The 26501-nt window shown below is 59.1% G+C and carries 10 protein-coding genes and 4 pseudogenes; 6 read left to right on the plus strand and 8 right to left on the minus strand.

Translation table 11 applies throughout. The features are described 5' to 3' along the window. The first annotated feature begins 337 nt into the window (after positions 1–337). Positions 338–1141, plus strand: a complete 804-nt coding sequence (locus ACRESJ_RS30880; protein ID WP_431761289.1) for an RHS repeat-associated core domain-containing protein — start codon at positions 338–340, stop codon at positions 1139–1141. Between the two features lie 30 nt (positions 1142–1171). Here ACRESJ_RS30880 and ACRESJ_RS30885 read toward each other — a convergent pair whose 3' ends face one another. The 7 genes from ACRESJ_RS30885 to ACRESJ_RS30915 all read right to left on the minus strand — a co-directional run bounded on the left by ACRESJ_RS30885 (position 1172) and on the right by ACRESJ_RS30915 (position 10081). After that, complete coding sequence (locus ACRESJ_RS30885; RefSeq protein ID WP_431761290.1) at positions 1172–2038, minus strand: ABC transporter permease; 867 nt, start codon at positions 2036–2038, stop codon at positions 1172–1174. 21 nt (positions 2039–2059) lie between these two features. After that, positions 2060–2920: an ABC transporter ATP-binding protein gene (locus ACRESJ_RS30890; RefSeq protein ID WP_431761291.1), complete on the minus strand. Its 861-nt coding sequence runs from the start codon at positions 2918–2920 to the stop codon at positions 2060–2062. Between the two features lie 5 nt (positions 2921–2925). After that, the gene (locus ACRESJ_RS30895) at positions 2926–3951 is read right to left on the minus strand and encodes an ABC transporter substrate-binding protein (RefSeq protein ID WP_431761292.1); all 1026 of its coding nucleotides are present in this window, start codon (positions 3949–3951) and stop codon (positions 2926–2928) included. An 18-nt stretch (positions 3952–3969) separates the two neighbouring features. Beyond that, positions 3970–4857 carry a TauD/TfdA dioxygenase family protein gene (locus tag ACRESJ_RS30900; protein ID WP_431761293.1) on the minus strand — a complete coding sequence of 296 codons (888 nt, stop codon included), beginning with the start codon at positions 4855–4857 and terminating at the stop codon, positions 3970–3972. A 316-nt stretch (positions 4858–5173) separates the two neighbouring features. Continuing rightward, positions 5174–6541, minus strand: a complete 1368-nt coding sequence (locus ACRESJ_RS30905; RefSeq protein ID WP_431761294.1) for an HlyD family type I secretion periplasmic adaptor subunit — start codon at positions 6539–6541, stop codon at positions 5174–5176. Continuing rightward, positions 6531–8687, minus strand: a complete 2157-nt coding sequence (locus ACRESJ_RS30910) for a type I secretion system permease/ATPase (RefSeq protein ID WP_431761295.1) — start codon at positions 8685–8687, stop codon at positions 6531–6533. The genes ACRESJ_RS30905 and ACRESJ_RS30910 overlap by 11 nt, the downstream gene beginning before the upstream one ends. 41 nt (positions 8688–8728) lie before the next feature. Then, a complete protein-coding gene (locus ACRESJ_RS30915) occupies positions 8729–10081 on the minus strand; it encodes a TolC family outer membrane protein (protein ID WP_431761296.1) in 1353 nt (450 codons plus the stop codon). A gap of 348 nt (positions 10082–10429) precedes the next feature. Between ACRESJ_RS30915 and ACRESJ_RS30920 the strand changes: the two are divergent. The 5 genes and pseudogenes from ACRESJ_RS30920 to ACRESJ_RS30940 all read left to right on the plus strand — a co-directional run. Further along, positions 10430–16132: pseudogene (locus ACRESJ_RS30920) on the plus strand (retention module-containing protein); the annotation flags it as partial. 42 nt (positions 16133–16174) lie between these two features. Next, a pseudogene (locus ACRESJ_RS30925) lies at positions 16175–18100 on the plus strand (immunoglobulin-like domain-containing protein); the annotation flags it as partial. 60 nt (positions 18101–18160) lie between these two features. Further along, positions 18161–20668, plus strand: a pseudogene (locus ACRESJ_RS30930) (immunoglobulin-like domain-containing protein); the annotation flags it as partial. A 795-nt stretch (positions 20669–21463) separates the two neighbouring features. Beyond that, a pseudogene (locus ACRESJ_RS30935) lies at positions 21464–23953 on the plus strand (type I secretion C-terminal target domain-containing protein); the annotation flags it as partial. A 145-nt stretch (positions 23954–24098) separates the two neighbouring features. Continuing rightward, positions 24099–24437, plus strand: coding sequence for a tryptophan synthase subunit beta (locus ACRESJ_RS30940; protein WP_431761297.1), 339 nt, complete (start codon positions 24099–24101; stop codon positions 24435–24437). A gap of 111 nt (positions 24438–24548) precedes the next feature. Here the strand turns inward: ACRESJ_RS30940 and lapD are convergent, their stop codons facing one another. Further along, positions 24549–26495 carry a cyclic di-GMP receptor LapD gene (gene lapD / locus ACRESJ_RS30945; RefSeq protein ID WP_431761298.1) on the minus strand — a complete coding sequence of 649 codons (1947 nt, stop codon included), beginning with the start codon at positions 26493–26495 and terminating at the stop codon, positions 24549–24551. Between the last annotated feature and the right edge of the window lie 6 nt (positions 26496–26501).

The raw sequence follows: 26501 nt of genomic DNA on the forward strand, positions 1-26501 counted from the left end.
TGCCAGTCAGTTAAGCGATGAAGGTCAACTGTAGGAGCGAGCTTGCTCGCGAAAAACGTTAACGATAACGCGGAAATTCTGAATGAACGCGGCGTCCTGAAATTTTTAGCGAGCAAGCTCGCTCCTACAAATGCCTTAACTGACCGGCATTAAGGCTCGCCCGCGAAAACGTCAGCACATTCAACAAAGATGCCGACAGATCCACCGCTTTCGCGAGCAAGCTCTGCTCCTACAGGGAAGGGTTTTAGCCGTAGGAACCTATCAGTTCTGATAGTTCTCAATCGTGCGTTAAGCGAGTAGAACTTAGGGCCTGCCCCGCTTCCGTAGAGATTCCGGCATGAGACAAGCCAAACCTGTCATTCAAGACGACCGCAGCGAACGACGCACAGTCTTGCTGGCTGTGGACCTCAAAAACTCGGTTCTCGCGGAAATCGACGCGACCAACCCCAACCACATTGCGTACTCACCTTACGGCCATCAATCTTCACGGCGCGAGGTCATGACACGACTGGGGTTCAATGGAGAAATGCGCGAGGCGAAACCTGAATGGTATTTGTTGGGCAATGGCCACCGCGTTTACAACCCGCAGTTGATGCATTTTCATAGCCCGGACGGTTTGAGCCCGTTTGGTAAGGGTGGTTTTAATGCGTACATGTATTGCGAGGGGGAACCGGTGATGAATTCGGATCCTACGGGGCAATCGGTGTGGGCGCTTTCTCGTTTCGTGCAGTCATTGACGGGCAGAGTGGGCGACGTTGCTATTCGGATAGTCAGTAAAACTGCGAACACCGTCGGCAGCGGTGTCTCGCAGGTATTGGGGGCTACTCGGAGTGCAGCTCAAAGCGCGAAGAAGGTTTTCACTGACAATTTTCTATTTGATCCCGAGGTTATTAAAAAACTTGGACCGCCACCGCCAATAATTAAACAGTCACCTCCGCCTAATCACGTCTTCTACTCAAATCGATACCCAAATCTCCACTCCAGTCCGCATCTAGCCCGGCAACCAGACCCATCTGGAACAACACGGTCAACTTCACAACTTCGAAGTAATGGTGGTTCTGGAACTGCGGGCGTCAGTCACTTTTCTGCTAACACAGGCAAAACGAGCAGCCCCGTCACGCTCATTCGTAGTGGAAATTAAACACTGCCCCATTTAAGCGGTGAGCCAGACTCACCGCACCATCCCCCACCGCTTTACCGTCACCCGCTCCAGCGAATCAAACACCAGATTCTCCACCAACAACCCAATGAGAATCACCACCGCCAACCCGGCAAACACCTTATCGGTGTAAAGCTCGTTGCGATTCTGAAAGATGTACCACCCCAACCCGCCTTTACCGCTGGTAGCACCAAACACCAATTCAGCCGCGATCAGTGTGCGCCAGGCGAATGCCCAGCCGATTTTCAGCCCGGCGAGGATCGACGGCAGTGCCGCCGGGATCAGGATGAACAGCACGAAGCGCATGCCTTTGAGGCCATAGTTGCGGCCGGCCATGCGCAGGGTTTCTGAAACGCCGAGAAACCCGGCATAGGTATTGAGCGCCAAGGCCCACAGCACCGAATGCACCAGCACGAAAATCAGGCTGTTCTGTCCCAAGCCGAACCACAGCAGCGCCAACGGCAGCAGCGCAATGGCGGGTAGCGGGTTGAACATTGAGGTCAGCGTGCTGAGCAGGTCGCGACCGAATTGCGTGGACACCGCCAAGGTGGTCAGGGCAAACGCCAGGACAATGCCGATCAGGTAACCCTTGAGCAAAACCACCAGGGAAATCCAGACCTTGCCCAGCAACTCACCGCTGAGCAGGCCGCCGTACAACGCTTGAGAAGTTTGCACAAAACCGGGCAGCAGCAGGTCGTTGTTCTGATACCGGGATACGGCCTCCCACAGCACGGCGAGCAATATCAGGATCAGGCTTTTGCGCAGCCAGCCTTGTTGCCACAAGCGCTGGCCCAGCGGCAGTTCGCGTTCCAGCGGCACGCTGGTCAGTGGCTGCAAAACGGTTTCGAACTCTTCACGCGGGGATGATAAATGGCTCATCGGGCCCTCCTCTCAACTGGCTCAATAAGCAATGCGGATGTCGGTGAAATCCAGTACGCGTTCGGTTTCCGGTGACTGGCCTTCATCAAACAACAGCCTGTGAATACGCCGCGCCGACTCCTGAAACGCCACACCGCCGAGGCTGTGCAAACCGTATTGATGGCTGTGGACTTCCGCCCGCACTCGCCCCGGATGTGGTGACAGCAACAGGATGCGATTGCCCACCACCAATGCTTCTTCGATGGAGTGGGTGACGAACAACAGCGTGAAGCGCACTTCCTCCCAGAGCAGCAACAGTTCTTCCTGCATCTTGCGGCGGGTCAGCGCATCGAGCGCGGCGAAGGGTTCGTCCATCAGCAGGATTTTCGGCTGCATGGCCAGCGCCCGCGCAATCGCAACCCGCGCCTTCATGCCACCGGACAAGGTATGCGGATAGGCATCGGCAAACGCCGCCAGACCGACCTTCTCCAGGTACTGCAACGCTCGCTCTTCGGCTTCCTTGCGCTTGAGGGTTTTGGAGGCCAACAGTGGAAACATCACGTTCTGCTTGACGGTTTTCCAGGGCGGCAGCTGATCGAATTCCTGAAACACCACAATCCGGTCCGGCCCCGGCGCATCGACGCGCTGGCCTTGCAGACGGATTTCGCCCTCCACGGGCTGGATGAATCCAGCAGCGGCCTTGAGCAATGTCGACTTGCCACAACCGGAGGGGCCGAGCAGGACAAAACGGTCCGCGGGATCGACCTCGAAACTGACTTGATGGGTCGCCCGCACGACGCGCTGCGGCGTGCGGTATTCAAGGCTGACGTTATCGACCGACAGCAACGCCTGGGCGGCTTCGATCGGTTTGCTGACCGTGTGGCCTTGCAAAGGGGCGTTCATGTCGGTCAGCTCCCTTGCAGCGGCTTGGCGTCCTGGAAGAAGTAATCCTTCCACGAGTCTGGTTTATTTTTGATCGCGCCGACGCGGTATAGGAACTCGGCCAGCGGGTAGGTGTTTTTCGGCGTGACACTGAACTCGAACTGCGGGTTGTCGATGATTTTCAGCAATGCGGCGCGGTCGATTTTGGCCTTGGTGACGCGGATATAGGTGTCCGCTGCAGCGCCCTTGTCGTTCTGGGCAAAGGTGGCCGCTTCGGTGAGCGCATCGATAAAGGCTTTGTAGGTTTTCGGATTCTCGTTACGGAATTTTTCGGTGGCGAACAGCACGGTCGGCGAATTCGGTCCGAGCAGGTCATAGGTGTTGAGCACTACGTGGACGTTCGGGTTGGCCAGGGCCTGGTCCTGGAACGGTGGGTTGGAGAAATGCCCGGTCAGCTCGGTTCCACCGGCCACCAGCGCTGCCGTGGCATCGGGATGCGGCACGGCAATGGTGAACTTGTCGAGACGGTTGAATTCCTTGTCGCCCCACTGCTTGGCGGCGGCGTATTGCAGGAAGCGCGACTGTACGGAAACACCCACGGCCGGCACGGCGATACGGTCTTTTTCGGTGAAATCCGCGATGGTTTTTACCTTCGGATTATTGCTCACCAGGTAGTACGGGAAGTTACCGAGGGAAGCCACCGCCTTGACGTTCTGCTTGCCGTGGGTGCGATCCCAGATCGTCAGCAATGGACCGACGCCGGCACCGGCAATGTCGATGGAACCGGAGAGCAACGCATCGTTGACCGCCGCGCCGCCCGAGAGCTGGGTCCAGTCGGCCTTGATGTCGATGCCTTCCTGCTTGCCGTACTTCTCGATCAGGTTCTGATCGCGCACCACATTGAGCAGCAGATAAACGATGCCGAATTGTTCGGCGATACGGATTTCACCTTCGGCATGGGCCACGGTCGGCGCCACCAGGCTGCCGGCAATCAGGCTGAAACCCAGGCCAATGGCGGCGGCCAACGGTGCAAATGGAAGTCGTTTGGACATGATCAAATCTCCGACAGATCAGAAAGGCGCGTCGCCCTGAATGGTGGTGCGATACAGCTTGCGGCGCAGATGGCTTGGGCATCCGGCGGCGAGATGGATCAGCGAGCGGTTGTCCCAGAACACCAGGTCGTGGGGCTGCCATTGATGGCGGTAGATGTTTTGCGGCAACACGCTGTGGGCGTAGAGCTCGCTGAGCAGTTGTTGGCTCTCGTCTTGCGGCAGACCAACGATGCGGGTGGTGAAACCTTCGCTGACGAACAGCGCCCTGCGGCCGTTTTCCGGGTGCGTGCGCACAACGGGATGGATGACCTCGGCAACCTGGGCAAGCTGCTCCGGCGTCAGGGTCGGGCGCCAGTTGCCTTCGAATTTGGTTTCGCTGTAGCGCGCCGTATAGGAGTGCGCGGCCGAGCGACCTTCGACAGCGTTGCGTAGCGCCTGGGGCAGGTTGTCCCAGGCTTTGTGCATGTCGGCGAACAGTGTGTCGCCGCCCTCGGAAGGCAACTCCTGGGCATGCAGCATCGAGCCCAGGCTTGGCAGCTCTTTATAGGACAGATCGGAATGCCAGAACTTGCCGGCGTCACCCAGGCCGATGTTCTGGCCGTTTTCGACGATGTTGGAAACGATGAGGATTTCCGGATGCCCGACGAGCAGGAATTGCTTGAGCACATGGATCTGCAACACGCCAAAGCGGCGGCTGAAATCGACTTGCTGCGGGGGCGTAATGCGCTGGTCGCGGAACACCACCACGTGATGGTCCAGGTGCGCGCGGTGAATGCGGGCAAAGTCTTGGTCATTGACCGGGCGGGACAGATCCAGACCGATGATTTCGGCGCCTACTGCGCCGCTGAACGGGCGGATCTCAAAAAATTGTGGCGCGATGCTTGGCGATGCTGAAGCTGCAGACATAAATCACTCCCACGCACGGCACGCTCAAGGGCGCGCGCGTCGATCAGAAACTCACGGAGGTCCCGTGTTGGTTCGTGTCGTGCGGCGCGCCGATTGGTCGGCAGGTACGCAGGAGAGTGACTTTATAGATATAAGAATTGAAATTTAAATACCGTTAACGAATAACGATATGGCATTTGATGTGTGCCATCTTGAGGCCGCCATCGCTGGCAAGCCAGCTCCCACAGTGACTGCGGCGAACACAGATTTTGTTTTCCGCCCGGAACCCTGTGGGAGCTGGCTTGCCAGCGATGAGGCCCTCAACCGCGCCCGAGCATTACCGCTCGTGCAACGCTTCAGCCCGAGCCCGAATAATCGGCTTCAGCAGGTAGCTGAGCACGGTCTTCTTGCCCGTAATGATATCCACCGAAGCCACCATCCCCGGGATGATCAGCAGAGGCTTTTCATCCGTTCCCAGGTGACTGCGCTCGGTACGCAGCTTGATGACGTAGTAGGTGGTTTTCTTGTCTTCGTCGGTGATGGTGTCGGCACCGATCTGTTCGAGCTTGGCTTTGAGCCCGCCATAGATGGTGTAGTCATAGGCGGTGAATTTCACCGTCGCTTCCTGCCCCGGGTGCAGGAAGGCGATGTCTTGCGGGCGAATCTTGGCTTCCACCAGCAAGGTGTCGTCCAGCGGTACGATTTCCACCAGGTCGCTGCCCGGCTGGATCACACCGCCAATGGTATTGACCAGCAGCTTGTTGACGATGCCCCGTACAGGCGACGTCACCATCGTCCGGCTGACGCGATCTTCCAGTGCCTTACCCGTGGCCTGGGCCTTGTTCAGATCGGTGCGCGCTTCATTGAGCTGGGTCAGCGCTTCGCTGCGGAACTTGCCACGGGTCTCATCGATTTTGCGCGCCACTTCCTTGATCGCCGACTCGGCACGGGGGATCGCCAGGGTGGTGGCATCCAGTTGCCCACGGGTTTCAACCTCGGCGCGCTTGAGTCGCAAGACCTCCACGGGCGAGACGGCACCCTGCGCCACCAGCGGTTCGGACATGTTGATTTCCTGACGCTGCAACCCCAGGGCCGTGCGGTATTGGGCCTGTTTGGAGGTGAATTCGCGCAGTTCCTGCTGACGCTGGATCAACTGTTCCTGCAACCCACCGATCTCATCGTGCAGTTGCTGACGACGGCTGATGTACAGGGATTCTTCACTGGCGGCCTGCCCTGGCACAGCCTTCAACACGTCCACCGGGAAATTCAGCGGGCGGTCATCGACTTCCGCACTCAGGCGCTCTACCCGCAGCAGCATCGACAGCCGGTCGGCCTCGGTTTCTCCGACATTGGAGGCGAACCGCGTATCGTCCAGGCGAATCAGGGGCGCACCGGCCTCGACAATTTGCCCTTCACTGACGAACAGCTCGGCGACGATACCGCCCTCCAGGTTCTGGATTTTCTGGATCTTGGACGAAGGAATCGCCTTGCCGTCGCCCTTGGTGACTTCGTCAATGACCGCAAAATTGGCCCAGAGCATCAGGAACACGAAGAACCCGATGATGGCCCAGATCGTCAACCGCACCACACGCGGGGCATCTTCGATCAGGGCTTTATTGACTTCGGGAAGGGGCTGATCCTTCAGTGAAGCGGAACCCTTGAAATAACGGCGGATAGAGCCTTTGACCCCGGACTTAAGCAACACTGATCTGCCCCTTCTTCAATGCTTCCATCACCACGGCTTTCGGGCCATCGGCGAGTATCTGTCCACGGTCGATGACGATCAGGCGATCGACCAGCGACAACAATGAAGCACGGTGCGTGACCAGCACCACGGTCTTGCTTTCAATCACCGCAGCGAGGCGTTGCTTGAGGCGTTCTTCGCCGGTGTTATCCATGGCGCTGGTCGGTTCGTCGAGCAGCAGGATCGGCGGGTTGAGCAGCAGGGCGCGGGCCAGGGCAACGTTCTGGCGCTGGCCACCGGACAGATTCTGCCCACGCTCGCCGACCTGTAATTCATAGCCTTGCGGGTGCAAACGGGCGAACTCATGGACGCCGGCCAGTTCGGCGGCTTGCAGGACCATTTCGTCTTCCACGTAGCGAGCACCCGACACCAGGTTGTCACGCAGTGTCCCGGCCAGTAGCTGGATGTCCTGCGGCACGTAGCCGATGTTGTGGCGCAACTCGCTGACGTCGATCTGGCGGATGTCGACGCCGTCCACCAACAATGCGCCATCGTCCGGCTGGTAGAGGCCCACGACCAGCTTGGCCAGGGAGCTTTTGCCCGAGCCGCTGCGGCCGATGATGCCGATTTTCTCGCCGGGCTTGATGGTGAGGTTGATGTTCTTGAGCGCAGGGTTTTGCTGGCCCGGGTAGGTAAAGTTCAGCTGGCGACATTCGATGGCGCCTTGCAGCACCTTGCGGCTCAGGGGGCGCTCTTCGAAATTGCGCTCCTGGGGCAGCTCCATCATCTGATCGACCGACGTCATGGTGACGCGCGCCTGCTGGTAGCGGGTCAGCAGGCCGGACAACGAGGCCAGCGGGCTGAGCGCGCGACCGCTGAGCATGTAGCAGGCAATCAGGCCACCCATGCTCAGGTTGCCGGCAATGATCTGGTAAACGCCAAAGACGATCATGATCACCCCGGCCAGTTGCTGGATCAGCAAGGTGATGTTCATCGCCAGGCCAGACAGCATTTTCACCCGCAACTCAAGGCGACTGAGGGTGCCGATGGTCTGCTCCCACTGATACTGACGCTCGCTTTCGGCGTTATTGACCTTCACCGCATCAAGACCCGCCAGGGTTTCGATCAGGCTCGACTGGCGCTCGGCACCCAGGGCCATGGTGCGTTCCATGGTTGCCACCAGCGGTTTCTGCAAGGCGTAGCCGATCAGCAAGGCAATCGGGAAAGCCAGCACCGGAATCCAGACCAGATGGCCGCCGATAATAGCGATGACGATGAAGATCAGCAGCGTGAACGGCAGGTCGATCAGGCTGGTCAGGGTCAGGGAAGCAAGGAAATCGCGCAGGCTCTGAAATTCATGGATGTTCTGGGCAAAGCTGCCAACCCGGGCCGGGCGGTACTTCATGGCCATGCCGACGATACGTTCAAACAACGTCGCCGAGATGATCAGGTCGGTTTTCTTGCCGGCCAGGTCCAGACACAGACTGCGCAGGCTCTTGAGGATCAGGTCGAACAGGTAGGCGCCGGTGATGCCGATGGCCAATACCCAAAGGGTCGATTCGGCCTGGTTCGGCACCACGCGATCGTAGACGTTCATCACGAACAGCGGCGCGGCCATGGCGATGATGTTGATCAGGAAACTGGCGGCGATGGCATCGGCGTAGAGCCAGCGCGAGCGCATGAGGGTGTCGCGGAACCACGAGCGCGCGCGCGGGATCAGCGTGCCGTGGTTGACGTCGAATTTATGCTGGGGTTGAGCGAAGAACGCCTTGCCGCTGTAGTCGTCGTTCAGCAGCTCGCGACTGACAAGGCTTTCGCCGCCGTCGCTTTCACTGAGCAGCAACCGAGCCTGACCGTCGCCTTCCCAACCAAGCAACACCGCACTGCGACCTTCCTTGAGCAGCAACAGGGCTGGCATCGCAATCGCCGGAATCTGCTCCAGCTTGCGCACCAGCACCCGCCCTTGCAAACCAGCGCGAGCGGCTGCGCGCGGCAGCAACTCCACGCTCAGGCGCTGCTTGGGTAATGGCAGGCCCGTGGTCAGCATCGCCGCGCTGGCGGGCTTTTGATGCAGGGTGCAAAGAGCGAGCAGGCCATCCAGCAAAGGATCGTCATGCAACGCGCGTGGATCATGGATGAGCTGTACCCGATTGACTTCTGATTCCACGCTCGGCACTCTTGGCTAACAAATGAACGAAAAGGTCCTGCTCAATTCAAGCCGGGCAGTTGGACCTTCGGTTTCACGTCGTTCTGCACAACGGATGCCAACGGTGCGACCACTCCCTGGCTCTTGAGCAACTCGCCCATGGTCGCCTTGATTCGATATTGAGTAAATAACTGAATGTTTTTGATCTCCGCCAAACGGCGAGAGGCATTGAACAATTCGTTCTCACTGTCGAGCAAATCAAGCAGGGTCCGCTCGCCAAGGCTGAACTGACGCTGATAGGCGGTACGTACGGCGGTACTGTGATCGACGTACTGCTGGGCGATCGGCACCTGCGCGTTGGCATTGTTCAGGGCGTTCCAGGCCAGACCCAGTTCTTCATTCAATTGGCGCAGGGCGTTGTTACGGATATCCAGCGCCTGGTTCGACAGGTAGGCCTTGGACTCCAGATCGGCCTTGTTACTGCCGCCGGCATACAGGTTGAAGCGCATGCGCAGCATGGCCTGCCATTCGTTGTTGTGGCCGTTCTCACCATCAAGATTGTTGTCGGCGGTACGGCCCAGTTCCGCATCGAAACGTGGGTAAAACGTCGACTTGGCCGTGTCGTACTGCTTCTCGGCCGCGGCGATATCGGATTCGGCCGAACGCAGGATCGGGCTGTTTTCCACCATCTGCGCACGGGCTTCATTCAGATTCGCCGGCAGGAGCGCCATGAAGCTCGGCGGACGCTCCAGTTGATCGGGCATCTGACCCACAACGGAGAGGTAGTTGGTTTCGGCGTCGGCCAGGTTGGTCTGTTCGGTTATCAGGTTGTTACGCGCCTGGGCCATCCGCGCCTCGGCCTGGTCGAGGTCTGCGCCACTGCCGACGCCTCGCTGGGTGCGCAACTGGATCTGGTCGTAAGTACGTTGATGGTTCTTGAGGTTGTCCTCGGCCAGACGCACGAACTCACGGCGGGTCAAAACGTCAAGATAAACCTGGGCCACGGTCAACCCGGTACGCTCGGAGGTTCCCAGCAGTGAGTAAGCGCGGGAGTTGACGGTGGCTTGTTGACGGCCTACTTCGCTGGACGTGGCAAAACCATCAAACACCATTTGCGTCACGCGAAGACTCGACTCACCGCGGTTCAGGGTTTCCCAATGATTGTTGTTGCCAGCACCGCGCGTGGTGACGCTGTCGGTGCCTTCACGACCATAACCGCCCAGCAGGTCAACACGTGGCAGGTATCCCCCTTGCGCAGCCTTTAGCTGATAATCCGCCGCCAATCGACTGTTAACACCTGCCTGGATTTCCGGATGGACATCCAGCGCCTGTTGCATGGCTTGGGGTAAGGATTGTGCTTGAACGAAAGACGCGGCGAGGGCGAAGGGTATAGCCATGAACAGAGGCGGACGCATGGTAGGAATTTCCCGGAACTTCTTGTCTTGAATCACAGCGAAAGGACGCGCTATGGCGGAAGATGGCAGCGAAATGACCGTATGTCGGAATGTCCAAAAGCGGAACTGGATCACATAGGTCACCGCGTAAATATCAATGTGACATTACTGGGACGATTGTTTAGGATGGCTCTTAGAAGGTCAATAGTTTGGCATATAGTTAATAGCGAAAAATTCTAGCCAATTTATTGACGAACTAAAGCGTCAAATCTTGTGTACCCATTTTGAAATGTACGTCCAGACTGAATTGGCGCAGAGGCCATCAGGTCGATGGAAGTCAACTGAACGCGACACCCCGGAGAGTCTTGAATGAGCAGTGTTGTTGCCATCGTCAAAAGCATTGTTGGCCAGGTTTTCGTGGTGTCCCCTGAGGGCATCCGCCGCGTTCTCGTTGAAGGCGACAAACTGTCTGTCGGCGATCAGATCGATACTGGCCTCTCGGGTGCCGTGTCTCTGGAACTGGCCGATGGCCGCACCCTCGACCTGGGCCGTGACACCCAGTGGAGTGCTGACACCCCGGACTCCAGCACTGACTTGAAAGCAGCCACCGAGCAGGCCGCGCCATCGGTAGAAGAACTGCAGCAAGCCATCGCTGCCGGTGCTGACCCGACGAAAGACCTTGAAGCCACGGCCGCCGGCCCGGCTGCCGCAGGCTCCGGTGGCGGCGCCGCTGGCGGTGGTCACAGTTTCGTCATGCTCGACGCTACCGCTGGCCGCGTCGATCCGACCATCGGCTTCCCGACCGAGGGCATCAACTCGGCGGGTCAAAACGCCCAGGACATTCCTGGCGACCAGAACACCAACACACTCGTCCTGCGTGAGTCGACTCTCAGCCTCAGCGCTACGCCAACCATCACTGAAGCTGGCGGCATACTGGTTTACACAGCGACCCTGACCCAGGCGCCGCTGAGTGCCTTGACCATTACCTTGTCCAACGGCGCGGTCATCGTGATTCCCGCAGGTTCGACCACCGGCACCGTGAACGTGCCGATGGCGCCGAACGACAGTGTTTACAACGATCCGACCCAGATTGACGTGACCGTCACCGGAACCTCTGGCGGCAATGGCATCATCGTGACGCCACCGACCACCCCGGCCGTGACCCAGGTCACCGATACCATCGACACCACCACGGTCACCCTGACGGCCGGCAACAGCGTCACCGAAGGTGGCCAGATCACCTACACCGCGACCCTGACCAATGCGGCGCAAACGCCGGTCACCGTCACGCTGTCCAACGGTTCGACGATCACCATCGCCGCTGGCCAGACCAGCGGCAGTGTCAACGTGCCGACGGCGGTCAATGACGTCTATAACAACGGCAGCACCGTTTCCACGACCATTACCGGTACCAGCGGCGGCAACTTTGAAAACCTGGTGACCAACCCGACCCCGGCCCAGACCATCATTCGTGACTCGATCGACACGACAGGCTTGACCCTGACCGCAACTGGCAGCGTCGTCGAGGGTGGTCAAATCACCTATATCGCGACCCTGACCAACCCGGCGCAGACAGCGGTGACCGTCACCCTGTCCAACGGCTCGACCATTACTATTGAAGCCGGCAAGACCAGCGGTAGCGTCGATGTGCCGACAGCGGCCAACGATGTCTACAACAATGGCGGCACCATCAGCACCTCGATTACCGGGGCTACCGGCGGCAACTTCGAGAACCTGGTGCCGAGCACCGAGCCGGCCGTGACCACCGTCACCGACTCCGCCGACACCACCAACCTGACGCTCAGTGCGACGGGGACCGTGGCCGAGGGCGGTTCGATCGTCTACACCGCGACCCTGTCCAATCCGGCTGGCACGGCAGTGACCGTGACCCTGTCGAACAACGCCGTGATCACCATCGAGGCGGGCAAGACAACTGGCACAGTCACTGTTCCGGCGCCAACCGATGATGTGTACAAGGACGCCGGCAAAGTCGAAGTCACCATCAAGGATGCATCCGGTGGCAACTTCGAAAATCTGGTGCCAAGTACCGAGCCGGCCGTCACCCAGGTCAACGACACCAACAACACCTCCACCGTGACACTGACGGCGACCGATTCTGTGGCCGAAGGTGACACTGTCACCTACACCGCCACCGTCGGTGCCGAAGTGACCGGTTCGCCGGTGGTCGTGACCCTGGCCAATGGTCAGTCGATCACCATCGAAGTCGGCAAAACCTTTGGCACCGTGACCACCACCGCGCCGAACGATGTGTTGAATGGCCATGTTCCGCTGACCAACTCGATCACCGGCGTGAGCGGCGGTAATTACGAGGAACTGGTTGCCGACAAGACGCCGGTTTCGACCACCGTCACCGATACCGTCGACACTACCAATCTGACGCTCAGCGCGACTGAAACTGTGGCCGAGGGCGGCTCGATCATCTACACCGCCACCCTGAGCAATCCGGCCGGTACTGCGGTGACCGTGACGTTGAGCAACAACGCCGTGATTACGATTGCGGCTGGCGCAACTGTCGGTTCCGTGAGCGTCAAGGCGCCTGCCGATGACGTCTACAAGGACGCTGGCAAAGTCGAAGTCACCATTAAGGATGCTTCCGGCGGCAACTTCGAAAGCCTGGTGCCAAGCATCGATCCGGCCGTCACCAACGTCACCGATACCATCAACACCACCCTCGTCAAACTGACGGCAACCGGCGTCGTGGCCGAAGGTGGCACCGTCACCTACACCGCCACCGTAGGTGCTCCAGTGACCGGTGCTCCGGTGATCGTGACCCTGGCCAATGGTCAGTCGATCACCATCGAAGTCGGCAAAACCTCTGGCATCGTGACCACCACCGTGACGAACAACGCGTTGAATGGCCATGTTCCGCTGCTCAACTCGATCACCGACGTCAGCGGTGGCAACTACGAGAATCTGGTTGCCAACAAATTCCCGGTCTTGACCGTCGTAATGGACACCATCGACACCACCAACCTGACGCTCAGCGCGACCGAGACCGTGTCTGAAGGCGGTTCGATCACCTACACCGCGACCCTGACCAACGCCGCCGGCCTGCCTATGCTCGTGACGTTGAGCAACGGCGCCATGATCATCATCGGCGCCGGTAAAACCTTCGGCTCCGTGACCGTTCCAGCGCCAGCCGATGACGTTTACAAAGACGCCGGCACCGTTCAGGCCACGATCAAATCCGCTATCGGTGGCAACTTCGAACATCTGGTGACAAGCACCGAGCCGGCCGTCACCCAGGTCAACGACACCATCAACACCTCTACCGTGAAACTGACGGCGACCGATTCTGTGGCCGAAGGTGGCACCGTCACCTACACCGCAACCGTTGGTGCCAAAGTGACCGGCTCACCGGTGGTCGTGACTTTGGCCAATGGTGACTCGATCACCATCGAAGTCGGCAAAACCTTTGGCACCGTGACCACCACCGCGCCGAACGATGTGTTGAATGGCCATCTTCCGCTGACCAACTCGATCACCGGCGTCAGCGGCGGTAATTACGAGGAACTGGTGGCCGACAAGACGCCGGTTTCGACCACCATCACCGATACCGTCGACACCACCAATCTGACGCTCAGCGCGACCGAAACTGTGGCTGAGGGCGGCTCGATCATCTACACCGCCACCCTGAGCAATCCAGCTGGCACCGCGGTGACCGTGACTTTGAGCAACAACGCCGTGATTAATATTGCGGCTGGCGCAACTGTCGGTTCCGTGAGCGTCAAGGCGCCTGCCGATGACGTCTACAAGGACGCCGGCAAAGTCGAAGTCACCATCAAGGATGCTTCCGGCGGCAACTTCGAAAGCCTGGTGCCAAGCATCGATCCGGCCGTCACCAACGTCACCGACACCATCAACACCACCCTCGTCAAACTGACGGCAACCGGCGTCGTGGCCGAAGGTGGCACTGTCACCTACACCGCCACCGTAGGCGCTCCAGTGACCGGTGCACCGGTGGTCGTGACCCTGGCCAATGGTCAGTCGATCACCATCGAAGTCGGCAAAACCTTTGGCACCGTGACCACCACCGCGACAAACGACGCGTTGAATGGCCATGTTCCGCTGCTCAACTCGATCACCGGCGTCAGTGGCGGCAATTACGAGAATCTGGTTGCCAACAAGTTCCCGGTCTTGACCGTGGTAACGGACACCGTCGACACCACCAACCTGACGCTCAGCGCGACCGGGACCGTGGCGGAAGGTGGTTCGATCACCTACACCGCAACCCTGACCAATGCCGCCGGCCTCCCCATGCTCGTGACGTTGAGCAACGGCGCCATGATCATCATCGGCGCCGGTAAAACCTTCGGCTCCGTGACCGTTCCAGCCCCGGCCGACGACGTTTACAAAGACGCCGGCACCGTTCAGGCCACGATCAAATCCGCTATCGGTGGCAACTTCGAACACCTCGTGACAAGCAATGTGCCGGCCGTGACAAACGTCACCGACACCACCAACGACGTCGTGGCCAAACTGACGGTGGATAACTCCAGCGTTACCGAAGGCGGCCAGATCACCTACACGGTGACCCTGACTAACGCCAATGGCATGCCGGTCAACAACCACGGTGGCCTGACCTTTACCTTGACCGACCACACCGTGATCAGGATCGAGGCCAACCAAATCAGCGGCAGCACCACCGTGCAGGTGCCAAACAACCTGTACGTTGATCAGCCTGTGGTCATCGACAATCAACTGACCGGCGCCTCCGGCACCAACAACTATGAAAACCTGGTCCTCGGTTCAGACAAGACCAGCGTCACCATCAGCGACGAACCTAACGGTGACGCCAACAAGGTCACCGTCAGCATTGCTGCCAACGGTGATGTCACCGAAGGCCATGCTGCGACCTTCACCGTCACCATCAACCGTATCCTGGCCGATGACCTCACCGTCACCCTGAACAACGGCAAGACCGTGGTCATCAACGCCGGTGAAACCAGAGCGATCTACACCGGCGAGACCAACGCCGAAGACGTCTACAAAGACCCGTCCTCCGAGACTGTGCACATCACCGGGGCGGAAGTGGTCGGCAAGACCTTCGAAAACCTGGTGATCGACAACACTGCGGTCACGGTGAATACCTCCGACACTTCCAGCGAGGTCATCGCCACATTGACCGTGGATAAAACCACCGTCGCCGAAGGCGGCCCAGTCACCTACACCGTGACCCTGACCAACAAAGACGGGATCGCCATCGGAAACCACGAGGCGCTGACCTTCAAATTGACCGACGGCACCTTCGTCAACGTACCGGCCAACGCCATCAGCGGTTCCGCGATCGTGTTCGCCAAAGATGACGTGTACACCGGTGGCCAGCCGTCGCTGGTCAACAAACTGGTATCGGTGACGGGCGCCGAGAACTTCGAAAAACTGACCCTGAGCGACACCACATTGACCACCAGGGTCACCGACGAGCCTTTGCATCAAGGTGACCTGATCACTGTGAGCATCGAAGGCAACGGCGGCGTCTTCGAAAACGTCGGCGCCGCCTTCACCGTCAAGATCAATCAGGCGCTGAGCGACAATCTCAACGTAAGATTGAGCAATGGCGGCACGGTCACCATCGAGGCCGGCAAGACCCAGGCGATCTACACCGCGCCGATTCAAGGTGAGGATGTTTACAAAGACTCAAGCACCCTGAGCTTGACTGTCCGCTCTGCGACCGTTACCGGCAAGACCTTCGAAAACCTGGTGATCAGTACCACGCCGGGCACCGTAGCGATCACCGACACCACCAGCGAAGTCATCGCTAAGCTCTCCGTGGATAAAACCACCGTCACCGAAGGCGATCGGGTTACCTACACCGTGACCCTGACCAACAAAGACGGGATCGAAATCGGCAATCACCAGCCGCTGACTTTCAAGCTGACCGACGGCACCCTCATCTACGTGCCGGCGTACAGCACCAGCGGTTCCGCGATCGTGTTCACCAAGGACAACGTTTACCTCGGCGACCAGCCGTCGCTGGTGAACAAGCTGGAATCGGTGACGGGCGCCGGGAACTTCGAAAAACTGACCCTGAGCGACACCACGCTGACCACCACGATCACCGATGAGCCGGTGGGCATGCGCGACCCGACCACCGTTGGCATCAGTGGCGATTGGTTGGTGAGCGAAGGCCAGGCCGCCCACTACACCTTGAGCCTGAGCAACACGGCTCAGACCGACGTGACAGTCACCCTGAGATATAGCGGCACCGCGTCCAATGGCGTGGACTACTCCGGTGTAGTCACCGTCACGATCCCGGCCAACAGCAAAAGCGTCGGTTTCGATATCAACACCATCAATGACAAGCTGGTCGAAGGTACCGAGAACTTCAAGATCACCATCGACTCGGCCAGCGGCGGTAACTTCGAAAACCTGGTTATCGACTGGGCCAACAATGATGTCACCACGTACATCATCGACAACGACCATGCACCATTGGCCGCTGGCGGCGCCGTCACCGGTCTTGAAGATTCGACCATCACCCTGACCTGGAACGACTTCAAGGTCATCGACGTCGATAATGACAGCCCGCTGGGTATCACCATCAACCAGGTAGCGGGTGGTGGCACCCTGCTGTTCAACGGTGTGCAGGTCACTCTGGGCCAGACCATCAGCCAGGCGGATATAGCGCTGGGCAAACTGACCTTTGTGCCGGTCACCAACGAATCGGGTACTAACGGTTACGGCGGTTCGGGTATCGGCAACAAGTTGGCGGATTATGCGCAGATCAAGTTCACGCCTACCGACGGGTTCAACCAAGGTAATGAAGCGACCTTGAAAGTCGACATCACCCCGGTAGCTGATGCACCAACGCTGAACATCGCCGACAACAACGTAACTTCGACGGGCTTAATCAAGGAAGTCTGGACCGGCTTGGCCGGCCTGGGCACCAACGGCAGCGGCGCGCCAACCGACACGCTGAAATCGGTGATTGATGCCGCTGGCACTGCGAACTCCAAAGGCACAGTGACCAACGTGCAGTCCAATGGCGATATCGCCGCTGGCACCGCATCGAAAACCTCCGGCCTGATCTACCTTGAAGCCGGCAAGACCTACACGTTCAGCGGCACTGGTGATGACAGCCTGCTGGTGACCATTGGTGGCAAAAACGTCGCAGCCACAACGTGGGGCGCGGGTGCCAACTTGAACGGTACGTTCAAGCCGAGCACCAGTGGCTACTACACCCTCGACATTTACCACCACAACCAGGATGGCCCGGGCAACTATGACGTCAATCTGTCAGTAAACGGCAGTCCGGCAATCGACCTGAGCAGCGCTGGCGTGCCGCTGTACACCGGCGTAGCAGATCTGGCGGCTTCCGGCTTGACGGTTTCCGACCTGCACGGCAGCAATGGCGAAGGCTATTACGACGGCTACAAACTCAACGAAGGCGCGCAAGGGACCAGCGTTCATCTGTCCGCAATCACCACGGCGCTGACCGACACCGACGGCTCCGAACGCCTGAGCATAAAGATCAGCGGCGCACCGGTGGGATCGGTGCTCAGCGATGGCGCGGGACACCGCTTAGATATCACCGCGACCAGCGGCGAAGCCAACGTTACCGGTTGGAACCTCACCTCCCTGACCGTGACCCCGCCTGCGAACTACAACGGCCAATTCAACCTGACCGTCACCTCGACTTCCACCGAATCCCTTGGCGGCTCGGCGCAAAGTGTCGCGACGATCCCGGTCACCGTTTACCCGCCAGCCCCTATCAGCGAAGTGGTCGCAACCCTCACGGTGGATAAAACCACCGTGGCTGAAGGCGGTCAGATCACTTACACCGTGACCCTGTCCAACAAAGACGGCATCGCCATCAGCAGCCATGGCGACCTGTTCTTCAAGCTGTCCGACAACACCGTCATCAAAGTACCGGGCAACATGGCGTCTGGCTCGTCCACCATCACCGCCCCGGACGACATCCTGATGGGCGGGAAGCCGACCATCGTCAACCAAATCGAAACCGTCAGCGGTGCAGAAAATTACAAACAACTGACGCTGACACATGATCCGTTGAACACCACCGTTACTGACGAACCAGGTTCGGGCACCTTGATCGACAACCAGGGCGATAAGGTCGTCATCACCGTCCTCGGCAACGGCGCGGTGCTGGAAAACCAGGCGCCAAGCTTCACCATCAAGCTCGACAAGGCCCAGAGTGTTGCCCTGACCGTGAAGTTGAGCGATGGCCAGACCGTGACCTTCGCCGCGGGCGAAACGGAAAAGGTCCACACCCTGTTGCCTCAGGGCGAAGACGTCTACAAAGACAGCGGCACCGCGACGCTGGGCATCAGCGGTGCGACTTCCGGCGGCACTGCGTTGGAAAACCTGGTGGTCAGCAGCCCGGCGTCGGTGGCCATCAACGACACCCGCAACGACGTGGTAGCCAAACTGACGGTGGATAGCTCCAGCGTCACCGAAGGCGGCCAGATCACCTACACCGTGACCCTGACTAACGCCAATGGCCTGCCGGTCAACAACCACGGTGGCCTGACCTTTACCTTGACCGACCACACCGTGATCAGGATCGAGGCCAACCAAATCAGTGGCAGCACCGTGGTGACCACCCAGGACAACCACTACGTCAACCAGCCAGTGACGGTGGTTAATCAACTGACTGGCGTCACCGGCACAAACAACTACGAAAACCTGGTGCTGGATACCGGCACAACCACCGTCACCATCAACGACAACGACCACGCGCCAGTGGCCGCCGGCGGCGCTGTCACCGGTGTCGAAGACACGACAATTACCCTGAGCTGGAACGACTTCCACGTCACCGACGCCGATAACGACAGCCCGCTCGGCATCACCATCACCCAGGAAATTGGTGGTGGCGTCCTGCTGTTCAACGGCGTGCAGGTCACCGTCGGCCAGACCATCAGCCAGGCCGATATTGCCGCAGGCAAACTGACGTTCCGTCCCGCCCCCAACGAGTCGGGTGTGGACGCTTACGGCGGTTCGGGCATCGGCAACAAGGCCGCTGATTACGCGCAGATCAAGTTCACGCCTACCGATGGTTTCAACCAAGGCACTGAAGCGACGCTGAAAATCGACATCACGCCGGTGTCTGACAAGCCTACCCTCACGATCGACAGCAACGCCGTAACCTCGACGGGCTTGATCAAGGAAGTCTGGACTGGCCTGGCGGACCTGGGCACCAGCGGAAGCGGTGCACCCACCGACACGCTGAAATCGGTAATTGATGCCGCTGGCACACCAAACTCCAGCAGCACCGTGGGTAACGTGCAATCCAATGGTGATGTTGCCCAAGGCACCGCATCGAAAACCTCCGGCCTGATCTATCTCGAAGCCGGCAAGACCTACACCTTCAGCGGCACCGGCGATGACAGCCTGCTGGTGACCGTTGGTGGCAAAAACGTCGCAGCCACGACGTGGGGCGCGGGTGCCAACTTGAACGGCTCGTTCACTCCGAGCACCAGTGGCTACTACACGCTGGACATCTACCACCACAATCAGAACGGCCCGGGCAACTATGACGTCAACCTGTCGGTCAACGGCAGCCCGGCAATCGACCTGAGCAGCGCGGGCGTGCCGCTATACACCGGCGTCGCCGACCTTATCAAGGCCGGCTTGACGGTTTCCGACCTGCACGGCAGCAATGGCGAAGGCTACTACGATGGCGGCAAGCTCAATGAAGGCGCCGAAGACACCAGCATTCCTCTGTCCGCAATCAAGGCGGCACTGACCGACACCGATGGGTCCGAAAGCCTTAGCGTAAAAATCAGCGGCCTCCCGGCAGGCTCGGTACTCACCGATGGCACGCCGGGCCACACCTTCCCCGTGACCGGGACCTTAGGCGAAGTCGACGTCACAGGCTGGAACCTGTCCACGCTCAAGCTGACACCGCCGACGAACTTCAATGGCGACATCAACCTGACCATTACGGCCACCGCCCAAGACGGAAATGCCACACCCGTCAGCACTTCGGTGCCACTGGTGGTTCACGTCACCCCGGTCGATGACGCAAGCGTCCTGCTCGCGGACACCAATACCGTCGATGAAGACCACGTTGCAACCGGCAACGTGCTGGGCAATGACATCGATGTAGACAGCACCCTGAGTGTTGCGACATTCACCGTGCAAGGTGTCAACGGTTCCTTTACCGCGGGACAAGTCGCGACGATCGCCGGCGTAGGTACTGTGACGATCGCCACCAACGGCGAATACAGCTTTACCCCGGCCGCGAACTGGAATGGCAACGTTCCACAGATCAGCTACACCACCAACACCCACTCCACCAGCACGCTGGATATCACGGTCAAACCGGTCAACGATGCTCCGACCGTCAATTCCACCTCGGCAAGCGGCGATGAAGATCATTTGATCGCGGTGCAGCTCGGTGGAAATGACATTGACGGCAGCGTCCACCACTTCACCCTGACCACCCTGCCGGCCAATGGCATTTTTTACGCAGACGCCGCCGCAACCATCGTACTGACCACCAGCAGCGTGATCTCCGCAACCGCCAACGGTGCAACGGTTTACTTCAAGCCCACCGGCGACTGGAGCGGCACCACCAGCTTCACCTACAACGCGACTGACAACGGGGGCATGCCTTCGGCGTCTTCGGCGACCGGCACCATCGTTGTCGCGCCAGTAACCGATACCCCGAGCCTGTCGCTGACCGGTGGAGGGATAGTCATCTCGACGGACCTCCAGGAAGTCGCGCTGAACAGCACCCATGGCGACGTTGATGTCAAAAAGCTGGGCAACGGCGCATGGCACACCGACAACAGCGGTGGCATGGTCGAAGTCGGCAAGGCCAGCACCTACGGTGTCGGCGGCGATAATCAGGTCATCGAACTGGAACGTAATTCCGGCGATACGAGCAACCTCTACACCACGATCGATGCCAAGGGCGGCACCACCTACAACGTGTCGTTCGACTATGCACCCCGTGCCGGCGTGAATGATTCGCTGATCAACGTGTACTGGGGCGGCAAGCTCATTGGCACCCTGAACACCTCAACCCCGGGCATGCAGCACTACAGCATCGACGTGCCGGTCACTGCCGATGGCGACCAGAAACTCGAGTTCCGCGCCGGGGACAGCAACAGCCTGGGCGGCCTGCTGGACAACATCAATGTCACTCAGGTGCTCAACTCGGGGCTTGAAGACAATGCGATCCTGCTGTCAACCATCCAGGCCCACACCAATGACGCCGATGGTTCGGAAACGCTCGCTATCACGCTGAACGGGTTGCCGGCAGGTTCCAAACTCTCCGATGGCATCCACACCTTCAATGCCGCCATTGGCTCGACGTCAGTGGATGTGACGGGCTGGAGTCTGTCCACGCTCAAGCTGACACCGCCGACGAACTTCAATGGCGACATCCCGCTGACCGTAACGGCCACCGCCAAAGATGGAAATGCCACAACAGCCAGCACCTCGCTGCCATTGGTGGTGCACGTTTCCCCAGTCGATGACCCGAGCGTGCTGACTGCGGACCTCAACATCGACACCCGCGAGGACAATAGTGCCACCGGTAACGTACTGACCAACGACCGCGATGTAGATAACGTCCTGAGCGTGTCCAAGTTCACCGTTGGTGGCACCGAGTACACCGCTGGGGTTACTGCCAACATAGCGAACGTCGGCAAGCTGACTCTCGGTGCCAACGGTGACTACAGCTTTACCCCTGCCGACAATTGGAGCGGCAAGGTTCCGACTGTGACCTACACCACCAACACCGGCTCAAGCACCACGTTGGACATTAGTGTGAACGCGGTCGCGGACGCACCGATCGTCTCCGCCACCACGACTCAGGTAGCCGAGAACGGCAGCATTGCGCTGGGCTTGACGGTAACGTCAGCGGACAAAGATGGCTCTGAAACCCAGACCATTACCAAGATCGGCGGCATCCCTGTCGGTGCGACGCTGACCGACGGCACGCACACCTTTACCGCCTCGACCGGTAACACCGCCGTCGACCTCAACGGGTGGGATGTGAGCAAGCTGAGCTACACCCCGGCACCGTACTCCACCACTGCCAACACGTTGACGATCACGGCAGTCTCGACCGAGAGCCAGGGTGATTCGGCCACCAATACGACGCAGATTCCGATCACGATTAATCCAGCGGTCTATAACTCAGTCACTGCCACCGCAGCAGGTGACAATGTCGTAGGCACTGGTGGTAACGACATTATCGTCGCCGACATCGGCGGCCTGACCGTGGTGCCTGGCACCAACTACAACATCGCGATCATGGTCGACAGTTCAGGCAGCATGAGTGCCTCGTCGATCAGCGCCGCCAAGGACTCACTGACGTCGGTGTTCAACACCCTCAAGCAGAACCTGGGTAGCAATTCAGGCACGGTGAAAATCTTCCTGGTGGACTTCGATACCCAAGTCAACAAGTCCGTATCGGTGGACCTCAAGGCTGAGAATGCACTGACTCTGTTGAAGGGGGTCCTTGATTCGATGTCGTCCGGTGGCGGCACCAACTACGAGGATGTATTCAAAACCACGGCCAACTGGTTCCAGAGTGCGGAAGCTGTGGCGAACACCGGGGCGAAGAACCTCACCTACTTCATTACCGACGGCAAGCCGACCTACTACCAGAGCAGCGAGCAGACCAATCCGGTCCTGTATGACAACAAGACACTCGATAGCTTGATCACAACCAGTAACTATCAGATTGGCAAGGCATTCACACTGGTCCTCGACAGCACTCACAAGATCACCATATCCGCCGCCGGCTATGCGACGCTCGATACCTTTACCTCATCGGGCAATGGAAAGGGCAACGGCAACGGCAACGGCAACGGCAACGGCAACAGCAACAGCAACAGCAACGGCAACGGCAACGGCAACGGCAATGGCAATGGCAATGGCAATGGCAATGGCGACGACGACGGTAGCTGGTCGTCCAAGGAGCTAGGCTATTTGCATGCCCAGGGCGACGGCACTTACGAGTTGTCGAGCCTAGCGGGGACCGGCAACAGCACCACCACGGACACCACCGACAACTCAGACAGCGCCTTCGCACTGCTGGGCAAACTGTCGAGCGTCGAAGCCATCGGTATCAACAGCGGTGTCAGCCTCAACGACCTGAAACCGTACGATACGGACCATAAGCCGCAAACCAATATCGATCCGAAAGATCTGGCCAACTCGATCATCGGTCACACTGAAGCGACCATGCCGGGTGACGACACTGTCAGCGGTGGCGACGGCAACGACATCCTGTTCGGCGACCTGGTGAGCTTTAACGGTATTACCGGCGAGGGTTACCAGGCGCTGCAAGCCTACGTTGCACAGCAAAGCGGCGTGGACGCGAGCAAAGTCACTGTCAGCAACGTGCACCAGTACATCACCGAGCACTACACGGCCTTCGATGTGTCCGGCGCCCATGATGGCAACGACACCCTGCTGGGTGACGCGGGCAATGACATCCTGTTCGGTTCGGGTGGCGACGACAAACTCTATGGCGGCACCGGCAATGACATTTTGCTCGGCGGTACCGGAAACGATTTGCTGGAAGGTGGCAAGGGTGACGACACGCTGATTGGCGGCCTGGGTGGCGACACGTTCGTCTGGAAGGCTGGCGACACCGGAACCGACGTGATCAAGGACTTCAATGCCGAACAGGGCGATCGCATCGACCTGCGAGATCTGTTGCAGGGCGAAACCGGCAGCACCATCGACAACTATCTGAAGATCAGCACGGTGGACGGCGTATCGTCCCTGCAAGTCAATTCCGCCGGTAAATTCAACAGCACCGATGCGGCAGCGGCCAAGGCGGACGTGACGATCAAACTGGAAGGTAACAACTGGTCCAGCGCCAACCTGCACAACCTGATTGCCGGCAGCGATCCGACCATCAAGATCGACCACAACAACAGCTGATGCTGCATAAGCGGCCGTCAAAACCGGGCGGCCGTCACGTTTGCGACAATCACACCGGTGACGATTTCGTCACCGGGCCGCATACTCAACTGCAGTTGCTAAGCTGCTGTCAGCATGATGCTGGTTCATTTCCGAGGGATGCTCAATGTTCTACGTGCAACGCGATGCGCAAGGCCAATTAGTGCGTGTGGAAGCCGCGGCCTATGCCGAAGCCACGGAAACGCTGCCAGCCGACCATCATGAAATCCAGGCCTGGTACGCCAACGAAGCGATTGAGGGCAGCCTCAAGCAACTCAAGCAAAGCGACCTGGAAATGATCCGGGTACTCGACGACTTGATCCAGGTATTGACCAGTAAAGGCGTGATCCGCGTCACCGACCTGCCGCCGGCCGCACAGGCCAAGCTCATGGACCGGACCCAGGCCCGTGAGGCGCTGGGCGGATTGAGCCAATTGATCGATGACGAAGAGTCGGGACTGATCTAAGCCAATCCCGTTTGCAGGAGCGTGATCGCTCCAGATGACATTACGACGATAAACCTCAACGATGATGCGCCCACTCTGATTCAACGGGCGCAACACACTCATCCCGAAGTTCTAGTGCCAGGGCTTGGGCGCACCGAACAATTGTCCCTGAACCCCGTAGAGCCCCATCTCGCGAATCACCGACAACTCCCCTTCTGTCTCGACCCGCTCGGCGATCAGCGGCAGGTCAATGCTGTGGGCTGCCCGCTCAATGGCCTCGATGAACAAACGCTTGTCGCTCTCCTGATCAATCGCCCGGATGTAACTGCCATCGATTTTCAGGTAGGCCAACCCTAGCCGTGCCAGGTTACCGATCATGCTGAAACGTCCGCCGAAACGTTGCAGGCTCAACGAGAATCCAAGCTCACGAAGACGCCGCGTCAGAGCCTCCAGCACCGCTTGCTCAGGCACTTGTTCCTCGCCGATTTCCAGCGTCAGACGCGGCCCCAGATTGGAATGCGAACGCAACAAATCGAAGATCTTGTTCAGCGCCTGCGGATCAGCCAGTGTCGCTGAAGACAGGTTCAGCGCCAGCGACTCTTCATGACCCGCCATCTGCTCAAGTACCAATTCCAGCATCAGCAGGTCCAGTCGCGCCGTCCAGCCAAAGCGCTCCAGCCATGGCAGGAAGCTTCCGGCGGGAATGATCTGGCCTTCGGTATCCGTCAAGCGCGAAAGCACTTTGTAGTGCAGGACCAATTGCGTGTCCTGACTCGCCACCACGGGTTGGAAAAACAGCTGGAAACGCCGTTGAACCATCGCCTGATCGAGCAGGTTGTACCACGCATGGTGATCATCACCCACTTGGGCTGATGCACCATGTTCCAGGCAGGCCCAGCTCGGCTCACCCTGGCTTTGCGCCTGAGCCAGCGCCTGGTCCGCCAGGCCGAGCACCGCTTGCGGGGAGTCGCCATGAACAAACGGCGCCAGGCCGATCGACGCTACCGAGGCAATGTCCGTGGCGCCCGTTGCATGCAGGCTCGCCATGGCACTGTCGAGGTTACGCGCCAGCTGCAAGGCTTCTTCGCGAACCAGCCCTGGCGCCAACACGGCAAATTCACCGCCACGAATTCGCGTGACGAGGTTTTGCGTTTCCGGGTAATTGGCGCACTCGCGAGACAATTGCAGGCCCACGGCCTTCAACAACTCATCCGTGCGTTGACCACCCAGGCGTTGGTTCAAGCCCGCCAGATCATTGACCCGAAGCATCAGCAGATAACCGGAGCTTGCCTGCTCGGGATTGGTCACGCGCGCGTTCAGTTGCATCTCGAAAAAACGACGGTTCGCCAACCCTGTCAGGTTGTCCTGATAAGACTCGACTCGCAATTTTTCACTGCGCTCGGCCTGCTCTTGAAACAGCGCCTTGAGCTTCTCGACCATCTGGTTCATGGCCTGCACGACGCGGCGCAATTCAGGGGTACGGGGCAAATCGGGCAGGCTGAGGAACTCCCGGCGAGCAATGGCGTGGGATTGCTTGACCATGTAATCCAGCGGCTTCAATTGTCGACGCAACAGCAAGGCGCCCAACGCAGCACTCACCGCGCCGCACAGCAGCAGCCAACCCAGGCTGCCCAGAGCACTTTGCCAAAGCTTGGCCAATGCAAACATTGGGTGACTGACCACCTCGACCCGTGCAGCCTGCTCCCAACCACGGCTGACGATGGCGTCGCCACCGGCCGCTTCAAGACCGATCAGATTGACGAACCAGTCAGGCACGTTCTTCACCGCCGGGATACCGCTGCGCTCCACGATGACTTTGTCATCGGTCATGTTGACCACGCGGATACTCGCGTAATAGCCACTGTCGAAAATTGAACTGACCAACAACTCCACCATTGCTGGATCGTCGATGTTCGGCGTCAGGGACAATGCCAATGCCGTTGCACCGTCCTGCGCGTGGGAGCGAAGCTGGTTGACGTACTGAGTACGCGAGCTCTCCAGGCTGACCATGAAGCTGCCAGTAAAGGCGAGCACCAGGAACAGACAGATAGCGATCAATAACTGTTTGAACAAAGACATCTGAGC

The organism is Pseudomonas sp., assembly GCF_050739655.1.
In the GTDB taxonomy this organism is placed as follows: domain Bacteria; phylum Pseudomonadota; class Gammaproteobacteria; order Pseudomonadales; family Pseudomonadaceae; genus Aquipseudomonas.

What these genes read in the sequence shown, in the direction of transcription:
- ACRESJ_RS30880 (WP_431761289.1), top strand. Translation starts at nt 338, where the DNA reads ATGAGACAAGCCAAACCTGTCATTCAAGACGACCGCAGCGAACGACGC.
- ACRESJ_RS30885 (WP_431761290.1), bottom strand. Translation starts at nt 2,038, where the DNA reads ATGAGCCATTTATCATCCCCGCGTGAAGAGTTCGAAACCGTTTTGCAG.
- ACRESJ_RS30890 (WP_431761291.1), bottom strand. Translation starts at nt 2,920, where the DNA reads ATGAACGCCCCTTTGCAAGGCCACACGGTCAGCAAACCGATCGAAGCC.
- ACRESJ_RS30895 (WP_431761292.1), bottom strand. Translation starts at nt 3,951, where the DNA reads ATGTCCAAACGACTTCCATTTGCACCGTTGGCCGCCGCCATTGGCCTG.
- ACRESJ_RS30900 (WP_431761293.1), bottom strand. Translation starts at nt 4,857, where the DNA reads ATGTCTGCAGCTTCAGCATCGCCAAGCATCGCGCCACAATTTTTTGAG.
- ACRESJ_RS30915 (WP_431761296.1), bottom strand. Translation starts at nt 10,081, where the DNA reads ATGCGTCCGCCTCTGTTCATGGCTATACCCTTCGCCCTCGCCGCGTCT.
- ACRESJ_RS30940 (WP_431761297.1), top strand. Translation starts at nt 24,099, where the DNA reads ATGTTCTACGTGCAACGCGATGCGCAAGGCCAATTAGTGCGTGTGGAA.
- lapD (WP_431761298.1), bottom strand. Translation starts at nt 26,495, where the DNA reads ATGTCTTTGTTCAAACAGTTATTGATCGCTATCTGTCTGTTCCTGGTG.